At 59.6% G+C, this 14,021-nt stretch carries 12 protein-coding genes and 1 pseudogene; 10 read left to right on the top strand and 3 right to left on the bottom strand.

The genetic code is table 11. The features are described 5' to 3' along the window. Positions 1-397 precede the first annotated feature (397 nt). Positions 398-1,267 (bottom strand): isocitrate lyase/phosphoenolpyruvate mutase family protein, encoded by an 870-nt coding sequence (locus I6F16_RS36835; protein WP_225174696.1) that lies wholly within the window; start codon positions 1,265-1,267, stop codon positions 398-400. Positions 1,268-1,277: 10 nt separating this feature from the next. Then, entirely contained in the window at positions 1,278-2,477 is a 1,200-nt protein-coding gene (locus I6F16_RS36830) for a pyridoxal phosphate-dependent aminotransferase (protein ID WP_225174695.1), read from the bottom strand. A 369-nt stretch (positions 2,478-2,846) separates the two neighbouring features. Between I6F16_RS36830 and I6F16_RS36825 the strand changes: the two genes are divergently transcribed. The 9 genes from I6F16_RS36825 to I6F16_RS36785 all read left to right on the top strand — a co-directional run bounded on the left by I6F16_RS36825 (position 2,847) and on the right by I6F16_RS36785 (position 12,857). Beyond that, positions 2,847-4,427 carry an ABC transporter substrate-binding protein gene (locus I6F16_RS36825; RefSeq protein WP_225174694.1) on the top strand — a complete coding sequence of 527 codons (1,581 nt, stop codon included), beginning with the start codon at positions 2,847-2,849 and terminating at the stop codon, positions 4,425-4,427. Positions 4,428-4,509: 82 nt separating this feature from the next. After that, complete coding sequence (locus I6F16_RS36820) at positions 4,510-4,995, top strand: hypothetical protein (protein WP_225174693.1); 486 nt, start codon at positions 4,510-4,512, stop codon at positions 4,993-4,995. A 23-nt stretch (positions 4,996-5,018) separates the two neighbouring features. Then, positions 5,019-6,005 (top strand): ABC transporter ATP-binding protein, encoded by a 987-nt coding sequence (locus I6F16_RS36815; protein WP_225174692.1) that lies wholly within the window; start codon positions 5,019-5,021, stop codon positions 6,003-6,005. After that, complete coding sequence (locus I6F16_RS36810) at positions 6,002-7,000, top strand: oligopeptide/dipeptide ABC transporter ATP-binding protein (RefSeq protein ID WP_225174691.1); 999 nt, start codon at positions 6,002-6,004, stop codon at positions 6,998-7,000. Before I6F16_RS36815 ends, I6F16_RS36810 begins: the two co-directional genes overlap by 4 nt. Further along, on the top strand, positions 7,000-7,932 hold the full coding sequence (locus tag I6F16_RS36805) for an ABC transporter permease (RefSeq protein WP_225174698.1): 933 nt from the start codon (positions 7,000-7,002) through the stop codon (positions 7,930-7,932). The genes I6F16_RS36810 and I6F16_RS36805 overlap by 1 nt, the downstream gene beginning before the upstream one ends. A gap of 27 nt (positions 7,933-7,959) precedes the next feature. After that, positions 7,960-8,811: an ABC transporter permease gene (locus I6F16_RS36800; RefSeq protein ID WP_225174697.1), complete on the top strand. Its 852-nt coding sequence runs from the start codon at positions 7,960-7,962 to the stop codon at positions 8,809-8,811. Between the two features lie 1,254 nt (positions 8,812-10,065). Beyond that, a complete protein-coding gene (locus I6F16_RS36795; RefSeq protein ID WP_225174690.1) occupies positions 10,066-10,569 on the top strand; it encodes a type IV secretory system conjugative DNA transfer family protein in 504 nt (167 codons plus the stop codon). Next, positions 10,569-11,072, top strand: a complete 504-nt coding sequence (locus I6F16_RS37915; RefSeq protein WP_249785752.1) for a hypothetical protein — start codon at positions 10,569-10,571, stop codon at positions 11,070-11,072. Before I6F16_RS36795 ends, I6F16_RS37915 begins: the two co-directional genes overlap by 1 nt. Positions 11,073-11,657: 585 nt before the next feature. Further along, complete coding sequence (locus tag I6F16_RS36785) at positions 11,658-12,857, top strand: alpha/beta hydrolase (RefSeq protein ID WP_225174689.1); 1,200 nt, start codon at positions 11,658-11,660, stop codon at positions 12,855-12,857. 256 nt (positions 12,858-13,113) lie between these two features. Here I6F16_RS36785 and I6F16_RS36780 read toward each other — a convergent pair whose 3' ends face one another. Next, positions 13,114-13,296 carry a hypothetical protein gene (locus I6F16_RS36780; protein ID WP_225174688.1) on the bottom strand — a complete coding sequence of 61 codons (183 nt, stop codon included), beginning with the start codon at positions 13,294-13,296 and terminating at the stop codon, positions 13,114-13,116. 115 nt (positions 13,297-13,411) lie between these two features. Between I6F16_RS36780 and I6F16_RS36775 the strand changes: the two are divergent. Then, positions 13,412-13,672 (top strand): annotated as a pseudogene (locus I6F16_RS36775) (transposase); the annotation flags it as partial. Positions 13,673-14,021: the final 349 nt, after the last annotated feature.

Raw genomic sequence — 14,021 nt, 5'->3', positions numbered from 1 at the left:
ACGCCCGGATAGCATTGAGAGGCACGTCATCGTGTTCGGCAGCCATCTTCTGCTCCGGTAGCTTCTGCATTGCCCGCTGATTGTCACGGCGGCCCATTGCCAGTCATGAATGCTCCATCACATTATTCGATGTGTATAGCCGGATTACCGCGTATAAACGATATCTCGCGCACAGAATCCGCGTTCTCGGTACGGTTCGTGCGTCTGGCTCACGGCTTTCTACGTCTTGTTGAGGGGTGGATCTCCAGGTGTCAGCAAGGGTGACCGATCGCTGATGTCGCAATCGACTCGGGGGCTGTCTACATGACAGGCCCGCTACCTCCCAGCGTCAGGATTGCGCTCGGGCAGGACTAGCCGCTGAGTGCCGTCGCTCGACAGTAGGTATCAATCGCAGCGTTCAGCGAAGGAAGCGAGCTTCAGCCGCCTTAGCCTCGTGCATATTCTGAATCCTGAAAATCTCATCCACCGGCACAATATCTTTGTAGACGTTTTGGACGCCGCCGTCTGCGATGATCCGGCGGAAAGTCTCCTGCATGGCGGTTGCGGCAGCACGGATGCCGTAATTGCCATAGATCATCATGCAAACATTGCCCAGCGTTTTGACCCGCTTGGCGTCGAGATCAGGGTAGGCGTTTGGTACGATCACGAGCGGAACCGATCCGGTCCAGGCGCGCGAAAAGCTTTCGATTTCGCAAGGAGTCTTGCTTTTCGAATGGATCAGGATCATGTCCGCGCCAGCCTCCGCATAAGCGTGTGTCCGATGCAAGGCCTCCGCTTCACCGAGGTTGGCGATCAAAGCTTCGGTGCGCGCAATGATGAGGAAATCCGGATCCGATCTTGCCGTGACGGCCGCCTCCATCTTTCCCTGGAATTCTTCAATGCGCAACAGGTCCTGACGGCCGTCGGCAACAAGGCTCGTCACTTTTGGAAAAGTCTTGTCCTCGATGACAACGGCGCTGGCGCCGGCCCGCTCATATTCCGTGATAGCGTGGATGACGTTGATCGCATTGCCATAGCCCGTATCGATATCGGCGACGATCGGCAGCCTCGTGCGTCCGGCGATCGCCCGCAGCATGTCCAGATGCTGTGTCATCGAAATCAGGCTCATGTCCGGCAGCCCATAAAGCGCTGACAGCTCGAAGCCGGACGCCCATAGTCCATCAAATCCAGCTTCTTCCGCGAGAATCGCTGAAAACGGGCTGTGGGCGGCCATGATGTGGACCAGGCCGGTCTCGGCCATGCGGGCGCGGAGGCTTTTGGGGGACATCAGAAGATCTTCAGGACAGCGTCGCGCAGGCTGCAATGATACGGTCGCAAGCCCGGGTGAGCTCCTCGAGCGAGGAAGCATAGGAAATCCGGATATAGGGAGATGCCATGAAGCCGCTGCCCGGCACGACAGCCACGGCGAAAGCATCAAGCAAATACATGGCAAAATCGGTGTCGCTTTCGATCACCTTGCCGTCTGGCGTGCGCTTGCCGATGACACCCGCGCAGGAGGGGAAAACATAAAAAGCGCCGTCCGGCACACCGCAAGAAAGCCCCTGGGCCTGATTCAGCTTGGCGACGACAAGGTCGCGGCGCTCCAAAAACGCGCGCACGAACTCTTTGATATAGTCCCGCCTTCCTGACAGCGCCTCAAGCGCGGCATATTGAGAAATCGAACTGGTGTGCGAGGAGGTCTGGCCCTGGATGAGGTTCATGGCCTTGATCAGCGCCAGAGGTCCTGCGCCGTAACCGACGCGCCAGCCCGTCATTGCGTCTGCCTTGGATACGCCGTTGACTGTTAAGGTGCGCTCGTAGAGGTCCGGCGCGACTGCGGGCATCGTTGCGAAGTCGGCGTCGTAGGTGAGCTTCTCATAGATGTCGTCGGATAGCACGTGCACTTTGGCATGCTCGCGCAACACCGCGGCAAGCGCTCGCAAATCACTTCGGCTGTAAACCGCACCGGTCGGATTGCATGGGGAATTCAGCATCAACCATTTGGTGCGCGGTGTGATCGCCTTCTTCAACGCCTCGGGGCGCAGCTTGAAGCCATGGAGTTCGTCGCAGGCGACGAGCACCGGCTTGCCACCGGCCAGGGCCACCATGTCCGGATAGGAGACCCAGCACGGCGTCGGAATCACAACCTCGTCGCCCGGATCGAGGCTGGCGAATAGTGCGTTGAACACAACCTGCTTGGCGCCGCAGCCCACCGTGATCTGGTCAATACCGTAGTCAAGCCCATGATCGCGACGCAGGCTCTCGCGAATAGCTTCCCGCAGTGGCTTGATCCCGGCGATCGCCGTGTATTTCGTCTGCCCGTCGCGGATTGCCCGGATGCCAGCTTCACGGATAGCGGACGGCGTGTCGAAATCCGGCTCGCCCTGGCTGAGCGTAATCACATCGACGCCCTGATCGCGCAGCTCGACGGCGCGAGCCGTCATGACCTCGGTTTGAGAGGGACGGACGACTTTGAGCCGTTCTGAAACGAGAGACAAGACACAATATCCTACGAGTTCGAATGAGCGGTTTCGTCGGGATCTAACCGATCGCGAACGGCCAAACTAACCGGGTGATCGCGGCTTTGGATAAAATCATCGAAGATTGCGATAACTTTATCGCTTCTTCGTGCGGCTCTGTTGGGCGCCCGCGCAGTGCTCTGCGTCGCAGCTTTTCCTCTTTATCAGCCTGCGCCAGGAGCCGACCATCGCATGTTCGCAAGCTTACATCGACTTATTCGATCAACGTCATCCTGCCGTAGCAGTTCGGGTTTTTAAGGTCGCGCACAATCGCGAATATGCCTGAATGACACAAGCGCCCAATTTGGGTGGTCTGCCAGTATCAATGGAAGTGAACCGGAGGCGGTGATGACCCGTATTGATCTGACGCGACGGCAAGCCATCGCAGGCGCCGTTGCCGCAAGCGTGTTCGCCAGCACAGGCGCCGGCGCTGCGGATGGCGAGCCTAGGACAGTGACACGTCGGCGCCTTCGCGTCGGCATGTCCGGATTTCCGCGATCCTTCGATCCAGTCATCGCGACCGATACTGCCATTCGCCGGGTCATGCCGCAGCTTTTTGATACGCTGATCACCTTCGACCACGCCCACGACATGGCGCTACGGCCGAGCTTGGCTGAGCGTTGGGAGCGGATCAATGCGCAGTCGTTGCGGCTGTTCTTGCGCAAGGGAGTGGCTTTCCATGACGGAACGCCTTTAACGGCCGAAGATGTTGCCTTTAGCCTTGGTCCTGACCACCTGCTGGGACCCGGACGCAGCGGAATGTCCGAGGCGCTTCAGTCGCTTAATCGGCTTGAGAAGGTCGAAATTGTCGATCCTTACACCGTCATTGTGCATGCAAAGGGAGGTGATGCGCTCCTCGAGCAGCGTCTGGCTGCTTGGGGATCGGAGATCGTCAGCCAACGCGCCTTCGTGGCGGCGGGCTCGTGGGAGCGCTGGATCACAGCCCCTGTCGGAAGCGGTCCCTATAAGCTCGTCGATCACAAGCTCGATATTCGTATCTCGTTGACCGCCCACGATGCGTATTGGGGCGGGCGGCCGCCGGCCGATGGCATCGAATACCGCATCATACCCGAACTTTCCGCGCGCGTGAACGGCCTGCTCGCCAGCGAGCTCGACATCGCCACTGACATTCCGCCGGACCAGTTCGCGGGCATCCAGAAGCGTGCTGATCTCGAGGTCGTGGGTGGTGCCGTGCAGAATATCCGCTCGCTCGTGTTCGATCAGACCGACCCCCTTCTGAAGGATGCGCGTATTCGCCGTGCGATGAGCCTTGCGCTCGACCGCAAGCTGATCGTGCGGAGCTTGTGGGAGGACCGGCTCCCGATTCCGAACGGTTACCAGTTGCCGAGCTATGGCGAGGGCTACATCCACGAGTTCCCCTCGCCTGCCTATGATCCCGACAAAGCCAAGGAGCTGCTGGGCGAAGCGGGCTACAAGGGAGAGCAGATCACCTATCGTCTGCTCAACAATTATTACCCCAATCAGGTCTCTGGCGCGCAGACCATGATCGAGATGTGGCGTGCGGTTGGCCTGAACGTCAAACTTCAGATGATGGAAAACTTCGCGCAAATTCAGCGCCAGCCGGTGCGTGCTATCTTTGATACGTCCAATACGGCACTCTTTCTGGATCATCTCGGCCATCCCTGGCGTGAATACGGTCCGAGCGGCACGCTGCCAAAGTCAATTGGAATCTGGAGGAACGAGGAATATTTCGCGCTCGGCGCCAAGCTCCAGGACACCATCCAGGGCGAACAGCGCCGGCCGATCATCCGTCGCATGCTCGAGATCATCAACGAGATCGATCCGCCTTGCGTGATCCTGCACGTGTCTGGCCAGTTCTATGGCAAGCGTCGCGACGTGCCGTGGCTGCCGGGGCTGACGCTCGATCTCAATTTCGGCCCGTTCAACAGAGCTCTGATCCGGACCTGATCGCGATGAGGCACACCTTGAATCGACCATTGTGCGATAGCAATCCCCCCTTGGAGCTAGCCCTCGGCCAGAGGTCTTGGCGATGACCTCGTTTGACGACAACCTTGCCGCTGGCGATCTTGCGATCCTGTTCAAAGTCTCGCGGACGATCCGACAGGAGCGCCGCGCCGCCTGGGAGGCGCGGACGCTGCGCCGCATTCATCGAATCCTGGCCACCGACGATCTGCCAGCGCGCCGGCGAGTGACGGAGCGCCTTGAGATCGGATGCGAGGTCAAGACTGTCGGAGGTGCCCGGCCCATCTTTGAAAGCGGCACGAACATCGGTCGTTCCGAGGCGCATGGCACGATTCCATTTGGGGAGCATTCATGCTCCTTAGCGGACGTTGTCGATGCCAGCAGTTCCAGGCGCTCGCGCACACCTGTCGCACAATTGTCCCGCTGGGTCGGCACGCTTGCCGCTGATCGCAGAATGTCGGCGGAGTTGCCACCCCAGGATGCCGCTGTAGCATCGTTTCTCTCCTGCCGTGGCAAGGGCGGCGTTCCAGCCGACCTGGTGCAATCCCTATGATGCAGGAAGGGCAGGGACCTTGCATGGAGGCGCTTCTTCAGATCGCGGGTTTGCGTGTGGCGTTCGACGGTGTGCCGACGCTGCGCGGAATCGATCTCAGTCTACGGCGTGGCGAGTCGCTGGGCATGGTCGGCGAAAGCGGTTGCGGCAAATCCGTGACATGGCTCGCTGCGCTCGGACTGCTGACGCAGCGCGCTAAAATAACGGGCAGCGTACGCCTGGCCGGAGAGGAGCTGCTCCACGCGCCAGTCTCTCGCCTCGACAAGGTGCGCGGCGGGCAGATCGCCATGATCTTCCAGGACCCGGCGAGCGCGCTTAATCCTGTGCGCACGGTGGGCGATCAGATCTCTGAAGCCCTTCGCCTCCATCGCAGCATGGACCGCCGCACGGCGCTTGCCGAAGCGCGACGTCTGCTCGATCAGGTCGGCATCCCCTATGCAGCGCGCCGCCTTGGCGCCTATCCCCACGAATTATCCGGCGGGCAGAACCAGCGCGTCATGATCGCCATGGCTCTCGCAGGGCAGCCCGATATCTTGATCGCGGATGAACCTACCACCGCCTTGGATGTCACCATTCAAGCGCAGATCCTTCAGCTTCTGCGGCAGATCCAACGCGAAACAGGCATGGCGCTGGTCCTGATTTCGCATGATCTCGGCGTCGTCAGCGAAATCTGTGAACGCGTCATGGTCCTTTATGGGGGGCGCATCGTCGAAGAATTGCCCGCCTACCGTCTTTTTGAGCATTCCGCTCATCCATATACGACAGGGCTTATTGCGGCTCTTCCAAGTCTGGATGCGCCGCGGCAACGCCTCTTCGCCATTCCGGGTGTCGTGCCAAACGCAGCCGATTTTCCGCCAGGCTGTCCTTTCGTCCCTCGTTGCGATCGGCGGATCGGACGCTGCAGTGAATGGGCGATTGAGCTCGCCTCGGTGGATGGCGACATCAGACACAGGGCCGCCTGCTTGCATGTCACGAGCGAACCGCCCGCGGGCGAGGTCGCGGCTGCATGACCGGGACTGCTCCACCGATCCTCCAAGCCGATGGGCTTGTCCGCCGTTATCGCTTGCGACACGGCCTTTTCCACCGTCCAGCGATGGTTCACGCGGTCAATGGGCTCTCTCTGCGGCTAGCTCGCGGCGAAACGCTCGGACTTGTTGGCGAATCCGGCTGCGGTAAGTCCACTACGGGCCGGCTCCTGATCGGCCTGGACCGGCCGGATGCCGGCACGGTGACCTTCGGCGGAGAAGCTTTGCCTGTTATGGGCGATATTCGATGGCGCCGGCTGAGGATGCGAATCCAAATGGTATTTCAGGATCCGCTAGCTGCGCTCGATCCCCGCCTGACGATCGGCGCGCAAATGGCCGAGCCAATTGACATTCATCGGCTTGGCAGCAAGTCGGAACGAGACGGGCGAGTCAATGCGCTTCTTGCGGATGTGGGGCTCAGGACCGATCACCTCAGGCGCTATCCGCACGAGCTTTCAGGCGGCCAGCGCCAGCGTGCCGTCCTGGCTCGTGCGCTTGCGACGGATCCAGATCTCATTGTCTGCGACGAGCCAGTATCGGCGCTCGACGTCTCGATCCAGGCGCAAGTGATCAATCTGCTACGCGAGCTGCAGGAGCGGCGTCACATGGCGATGATCTTCATCAGCCATGATTTGCGAGTAGTCCGGCTGATCAGCGATCGGATCGCTGTGATGTATCTCGGCGCCATCGTCGAGGAAGGCGCCTCTGAGGCGGTTCTTCTGGATCCTTTGCATCCTTACTCGCGGGCGCTGGTTTCCGCGGTGCCCAGGCCGGGGAAACATCGGTCTCGCACGATCCTGCAAGGAGATCCGCCCGATCCGGCTGCGCGACCGGGCGGCTGCGCATTCCATCCTCGCTGCCCGGTAGCGCTTCCACTTTGCGCGCGGTCCGCCCCAGAGCTCAGATCCGCTCCTGACGGGCGCCGCGTCGCCTGCCATCTGGTCGGCGATCATGGCGCCCAACTCGACAAGGAGGCATGATGGTTCGCTTCATAGCGGTCCGCCTGGCGCGCGCGTTGCTGACCATCGGAGTTGTGGTCACATTCGCATTCGTGGTGCTGCGCGCCTCTGGCGATCCGGCCCGCGCGTTGCTGTCGCCGGAAACCCCAGCGGAAGCGGTCGAGGCCTTCCGAAAGGCCTGGGGGCTCGATGCGCCACTCTGGGTGCAATACGCCAGATACTTCTTTGCGGTCGTTCATGGAGATCTCGGCCAATCGATGCGTGATGGGCGTTCCGCGATCACCGTCGTCGCCGAGCGCATTCCTGTCACGCTGATGCTGACTGCGCCGGCGCTGATCCTCAATCTGTTGATCGGCATTCCGGCAGGCATCTACGCGGCTCTCAAACGAGATAGCATCGCGGATCGATTGGTGATGATGGTCGCGGTCGTAGGCTTCACCGTGCCATCTTTCGTGCTTGGCCTCGTGTTCGTACTGGCTTTCGCAGTCGAGCTTCCCTGGTTCCCCTCGGGCGGCGCCGGCGGTTGGCAGCACTTGGTGCTGCCTGTCATCACGCTCGGTCTGGGGGGCGCGGCCGTTTTGGCGCGTTTCAGCCGCAGCGCCATGCTCGAGGTGCTTGGGCAGCCCTATATTCGTGCCGCCAGCGCCAAGGGTGTGCCTTGGCCCCGCGTCGTGACCGGCCACGCTCTGCCCAACGCGGCGATAGCGGTGCTGACAATCGTCGGCTTCATGGTTGGCAATCTCATCGCGGGAACGGTGCTCGTCGAAAGCGTTTTTTCGTGGCCGGGCCTTGGCAGCCTCCTGGTCGTCTCAGTTGCGAGTCGTGATTTGGCTGTCGTCCAGTGCATCATGCTCGTCGTAGCCGCCGCCATGATTACCACCAATGTCACGATAGATCTGCTCTATGGCATGCTCGATCCACGTTTGCGCGACTTGCGCCCTGGGAGGCGATAAGTGTCGAGCATCTCCGCCGAAAAAGTTCTGCCGTCTTCGAGGACACGCAGGCTGTGGTGGTGGCGCGACCGCGCGATCGGGATAGCGGTTGCTTGGCTAGGCCTCATGATTCTTGTCGCAATCTTTGCTGATCGCCTCGCCCCTTATGACTATGCAGCCCTCGACCTTCATCATCGCCTTGCTGCACCTCTTGGCCTCGGCGGAAGCATCGCGCATCCCTTCGGCTCGGATGAGCTCGGGCGGGACGTGCTGTCGCGCCTTGCTATATCCATCCGCATCAGCCTCCTTATTGCCTTCGGGGCGACGTTGATCGGCGCTGTCCTTGGCATCACGCTTGGCATTTTGGCCGCTCACTTCCGCGGCTGGGTAGAGCAGGTCATCCTCGGTTGTATTGACTTCCAGGCAAGCATGCCGTTTCTCGTTTTGGCACTCGCAGTGCTTGCCTTCTTCGGCAACTCTCTGCTCCTCTTCGTGGGGCTCATTGGTCTGCACGGATGGGAACGCTACGCCCGCGTCACCCGCGCGCTCGCGATGAGTGCCAACGAGCATGCCTATGTGATCGCGGTACGCCAGCTAGGCGCAAGGCCATGGCGCGTCTACCTGCGCCACATCATGCCGAACATCGCGTCGACCTTGATCGTCACCATGACGATCGCGTTTCCGGACATCATTCTGCTCGAGAGCGGTCTTAGCTTTCTTGGACTCGGAGTGCAGCCGCCGCTTACGTCGCTTGGCAATATGGTCGGCTACGGACGTGACTATCTGACCCGTGCTCCCTGGATCCTTGTGCTCCCTTCGCTGGTCATCTCGCTCACGACTTTGTCAATTTCGCTCGTCGGCGATTGGCTGCGCGACCGGATCGACAAGACATTATCGTGAGGCCTCCAGGAACCTGCTATCGATCCGTCAGCCCCGCGACATCCTGCCTCTCGACTAGCTGCACCGATCCCGCGGCCTCATTCGAATAGGGAAGGGCACCTCGTTGCCCGGAGCCGGCATCCGCAGGGAGGCCCCAGCGGCTGGGTTGATGGACCAGCTGGGCATGTGAGGTGTTGCTACTCGAGACATCAAGCTGTGTGCCAACGTCGGCGAGCGTGGCGATATCACCAATCGGCTGCATGTATCATGCGGTGACGCGTACACGCGCGCCATCATCTTGGGCGTGCTCATCGTCCATTGTCTTTCTACGTGCGGGCTTGCTGATGAGCTCAAGGATAATATCTGCAGCTGGCGCTGGGGCGCTCCGCGCGAGCATCACCTTTGGAGTCATGATCTTGAATCCGCTGCTGACGGGTCAATGGCGGAGCCTCTCTCTCTCTCTGATCGGAAATCGACAGAAGATACAGTTCGCGCTCGCCGCGGGATCGGGAAGTTGACCCGAACCAGGACACTAGGCTTGTGGCGCGACTTACGATCGGTGCTCGTGGGCGTGAATTCATATCGAGTATCGCGCGTGCATGTTTGACCGAGTCTACGCCGGAGTTGGGACGACCTGGCTAGTCAACGACCAAAAAGGTCGCGTTCGGCGATCTGACCGACTACCTCAAGGAGGCTTTCGGCATGCCCGCCGAGGGCCTTCTACATCTATGGGCAACTTTGGTCAGAGGGAGCACGCCGCTCATTTCCCTTGAGGTACGTTGGGGCAGTATTGCTCATTGGTAGCGCCGCCGTGATTACGGTGCTCTTTGTAAGCAAAGGAGCGTAGTCGGCCAGATCAGCCCGGTTAGCGTGGGACGCAGACCTGCATGTCTTTCCCCTGGAAGGCCTCCGTCACGCCCGGAGGCGACGACGAAAAGCCGTTGGCCCAAGGGGCGAAACGGGATGCGTGTACGGGGCCAGTATGGGGCAAGACTCGCCCTCTACAACTGGTCTCAACGAAGAAACACCTCGACGCTTGCGCGCGGGGTGCTGTTCGCATTAAGCCGTTGCTTTCGGCCCACGGATCTGTCCGCCTACCTTGACCTCTTGCGGAATCCTTTCGATGTCTGTGCCGTTGAGGTAAAGATCGCCGCTGACGCTGCAAGGCTTTGATGCCTGTGTCGATGAGATTGAGATAACCGCCGACCTTCAGGTTCTCCGGCAATACCTTGATGGCCGCGACTGGAGAAGAGCCGCTTACTGCCAAGCTTGGCCATGCTGCGGTTCCTGAGCATCCTTTATATCCTCATTCGGCTGCTACTGCGGGCCGCATTCGGGCTCGGCACAATCGCCTATGCTGTGCTGACGTGGAGAGACAGGCATTCCGTTGATGCGCTCGGCACCGCTCGTTTCGCCACCTGGTGGGAAATGCTGCTCGCGGGAGTACGAAGGGGTAATGGGCCAATAGTCGGCCGGATCGGCCGTTCCTTTTTGCGCTTCAAGAAGGATGGCATGGTCACCGTCGTCTTCGCGCCGATGGGGGCAGGCAAAGGCGTCGGCATCGTCATTCCTAATCTCCTGTTCTACAAAGGGTCGGTCGTCTGCACCGATATCAAGGGCGAAAACCGCGCCATCACCGAGCGCCAGCGACGGAAGATGGGCAGGGTGCGTGCGCTCGACACGCTGAAACCCCGCTGCTCGGACAAATTCAATCCGTTCGACGTGGTACGAACCGGCACCTGGCATGAGCGGCATTCGCCGAGGCGCTCGCGAAGCTGATGATCATGCCCGACGGCGCTGAGAGCCAGTGGGATAGCAAGGCGGAAGGCATGCTTGCGTGCCTGATCCTCTACACGGTCCGGCTCGAGTCCGGCCAAAGAACGCTTTCCCAGATCCGCAATTTCTCGACGCTTCCCCCGGAGTCGTTCAAGCAACTGCTGCTGACCATCAGCACCGATGGCCCGATGACGGCCGCCGAGCTGGCCGCCAGTTTCCTCGCGATGGAATCGAGCGAGGAGTTTAAGAGCGTGCTTTCAAACGTGGAGAAAGCCACGCGCGTCTGGTCGGCAGGTGGACCGGCGGCGCACGTCACCTCTGAGTCGACCCTTCAGCCTTGCGGAGCTAGTCGACCAAACCACTACGCTCTACCTCGTGGTGGACGAGGAGAAGCTCTCCGTCTACGCGGGATTCCGGCGCGTCATGGTCGGCTGCGCCATCAATGCGCTCACCCGTGCCAAGAGCCGCAAGCGGCCGAAGCACAAAGTGTTGCTCCTTCTGGATGAAGCGGCAGCACTAGGTAGTCTCGAACCGCTGGAGCGCGGGGTAGGGTATCTGCGTGCCTACTGCACCCCTATTCTCATCTTCCAGGACATGCACCAGCTTAAGGCGCTCTATCGCCGTTGGGGCTGCGAACAGTACATGCAAGGTGTTCTTCAACGTTGCGGACCTTGAGGCCGCGAGGTTTGTGTCGGAGATGCTCGGCCAGACCACGTCGGTCAGCCGTAGCGAGGGCACCTCGCAGGCGAACACCGACTAGCTGCGGCAGCCGTCGGGGCAGTCCGAGGCCGGACGCTGGCTGCTTGACCCATCGGAAGTCCTGCGGCTTCCCGGCAAGCGCTCCATCGTGCTTTACCGCTCGGACATCCTGCGGCTCGCCATCCTCGCGAAAAAAAAAGGTCAACTACCGAGCCCGGCGGCATGTAAGGTGGTGGGGCAAATACGGTTGTTGGCCGTCTAGCCTAAACAGGCATAGAATTGCTTCCGGATTGTTTGAAGAGTTCCGCAAGCACACGATTGAACGCTCACCGGACCCAACCGACGGATAGGAATTGCGGGGAAGTTACGGGTCTTGCACTGCGAGGTTCACGATGGAAGGGGGCCTTACAGACCAAACAAAGGTGATTCTGATTCCGGGCACCTTTGAGAGCAACAACGGGGGACTTCCCCAATGGTGCAGCACGGACGCAGAGTTTGTGCGCTCGTTAGTTGAGCATGGATTTTCCGACGTTGAGCCGTTCCACTGGTCAACGAAGAATTCGCACCTTGCTCGCTACAGAGCTGCTCGTCGTCTGGCGCGGACAATCGATCGCGCTCAGGGGAATTTAGTTCTTGTGGGCTATAGCCATGGTGGAAGCGTTGCTCTTATGGCCTCAAATCTTTCAGAGGAGAAGCCGAAGGGACTGATTACCGTCGGAACCCCATTCATAGCGTTGGAGCGTGTCGAGAAAGAAGAAAGAGAAGCCGTAAGATCCTTCTCCTTCAGATGGATGATGGGAATCATTGGCGGAGCTATCTACGGCGTTTTGACGTGGATCTTCGGTTTGTCATCGTGGTCAGCCGGGCTAATTACGGTTCTGTTGACGTTGGTCGTCGGTTTGCCTCTGACAATCCTCGCCCTCAACTACATCTTAGATCGCCGAGCTCTGCTTTTTCACGCAAAAACCAGAGACCTTACCAGGAACAATGATGTCCGGAAGTTCGTCATTTACATCAAGGATGACGAAGCACTTGGCTGGCTGAATTTCATATCAGCGTCCAGAATCTTAGAGAGGACTTGGTTACCGTTACTACTCGTTCTTTTTTCTACATATTCGGCGTCGGTAATTGCATCGATCTTCGGTGCTAAGCGAGCGGCGGAAGTGCTTTTTCTGTCTCTTGGCGCGTTTTCTATATCCGTCGGACTCTTTTTTGGTGTCGCGGGTATCATCCTGGGAGTGTTGTCGATGACCAAGTACGGATTTGGGGAAGCATTGTCGAGGACGATGCTCGGTGGTCGTCAGATCAAACAATGGCCCGAACCCGTCAATCAGAATGATTACCGCATCGTCTTAGTCGCGGGAGGAGTCAAGGATGGAGAAGGGTTCCGGCATTCCAGAATAATGCTGAGCAACGGGCTCATTTGTACAGTGGGCGAATGCCTCAAGAAGCTTCGCGCGCAGCCGTCGATGCTGGATAAGTTTCCGGTGGACCAAAAACATTTGTCGTTCTGGGTCGTAAAGAACAAGAGCGACCTGCCAGAGTGGATAGTGAAGAGGATAGATGGAGAAAAGAAGTCGGCCACTCAGTAATAGATGGTAGGCAGGTTGAACCGTGATCCCTTCGAATCAATTCATCTGCCATGTTCGCTAATGCCGGAGTTGGCGGGCGCGAACGCGACCAAGCCCCGGCAATGGCGCAAGGAGATGCTGCCGCGGCCACGTAAGCCGGTTCGCCAACATGGTGTGACGCACGAACTGCGATTCGCGGATGCCGAGCAGGGCGAGGAATAGGCGATCGAGCTGGTCAATGATCCATAACGCTTCGTCTCGTCGCTTGCGGATATGCTCATACCGGCGCGGGGCGGCGGCAGGCCCGGAAGGCGTCACGCAAGCTTACGCCGAAGAGCACGGTCCGCCCCACGAGCCATTCGTCGCGGTCGTCATTGGCGATGGTTTGCGCTTCGCGAGACTGGTACCTACAGAGGTAGGGCGGATCGGTGAGGATGAAGTCCACCGAGACGGACTTCATCTGGCGCATCACCTGGACACAGTCGCCATGCTCGATGCTCTGAGGCCGGCAAACTGGACCATTTTTGGCTAGAGTTCTCGCTGCCGAATCCCTCGGCTGGGAGGAGCGATGGACCATGAAGGCCTCGAAGTTTTCAGATGCCCGGAAGGCGTTCATCCTGAAACAGGGCAACGACGGGGTTGCGGTGGCGGAGATCTGCCGTAAGGCCGGGATCAGCCAGGCAACCTACTTCAATTGGAAGAAGAAGTATGACGGGCTGCTGCCGACCGAGATGCGTCGGCTGAAGCAGCTCGAGGAGGAGAACGGCAAACTGAAGAAGCTGGTCGCGGGCCTGTCGCTCGACAAGGAGATGCTGCAGGACGTGATCCGCCGAAAGCTATGAAGCCTGGTCGGAAGCGCATGCTGGTCGACGCGGTCCGCAGCGAATGCCAGGTCTCGACCAACGTTGGCGCATCCAGCCCGCCAACGTGATCACGGCGAAAAACTCTGGTTCTGAATGGTCCAAAGTTCGACCTCGCTGCAAAAAACCCCGAGACTCTAACCGCTGCTGGATGAAAATTCAGTGGCAGGTCAGCTTGAACATCGCATGGTGATACTTAGTCGTCCGTGAAGAAGGCGGGAGAGCGCTGATTTAAGCGATCTTTTGGGCAGGGACAGTTTCGGTGAACGCCCGGATAATGGCACGCAAGAGTTCTGCGAGCCACCGCAGGAGCAGGCCGAAGTTG

Origin of the sequence: Bradyrhizobium sp. IC4060 (genome assembly GCF_020193715.1) — a bacterium.
GTDB lineage: Bacteria > Pseudomonadota > Alphaproteobacteria > Rhizobiales > Xanthobacteraceae > Bradyrhizobium > Bradyrhizobium yuanmingense.
This window is presented reverse-complemented; position numbering and strand designations above follow the sequence as displayed.

Bases quoted from the DNA above. Each gene is read 5' to 3' on its own strand.
- I6F16_RS36825 (WP_225174694.1), top strand. From the start codon at position 2,847: ATGACCCGTATTGATCTGACGCGACGGCAAGCCATCGCAGGCGCCGTT.
- I6F16_RS36795 (WP_225174690.1), top strand. From the start codon at position 10,066: ATGCTGCGGTTCCTGAGCATCCTTTATATCCTCATTCGGCTGCTACTG.
- I6F16_RS36805 (WP_225174698.1), top strand. From the start codon at position 7,000: ATGGTTCGCTTCATAGCGGTCCGCCTGGCGCGCGCGTTGCTGACCATC.
- I6F16_RS36785 (WP_225174689.1), top strand. From the start codon at position 11,658: ATGGAAGGGGGCCTTACAGACCAAACAAAGGTGATTCTGATTCCGGGC.
- I6F16_RS37915 (WP_249785752.1), top strand. From the start codon at position 10,569: ATGATCATGCCCGACGGCGCTGAGAGCCAGTGGGATAGCAAGGCGGAA.
- I6F16_RS36835 (WP_225174696.1), bottom strand. From the start codon at position 1,267: ATGTCCCCCAAAAGCCTCCGCGCCCGCATGGCCGAGACCGGCCTGGTC.
- I6F16_RS36820 (WP_225174693.1), top strand. From the start codon at position 4,510: ATGACCTCGTTTGACGACAACCTTGCCGCTGGCGATCTTGCGATCCTG.
- I6F16_RS36780 (WP_225174688.1), bottom strand. From the start codon at position 13,296: ATGAAGTCCGTCTCGGTGGACTTCATCCTCACCGATCCGCCCTACCTC.
- I6F16_RS36815 (WP_225174692.1), top strand. From the start codon at position 5,019: ATGGAGGCGCTTCTTCAGATCGCGGGTTTGCGTGTGGCGTTCGACGGT.
- I6F16_RS36810 (WP_225174691.1), top strand. From the start codon at position 6,002: ATGACCGGGACTGCTCCACCGATCCTCCAAGCCGATGGGCTTGTCCGC.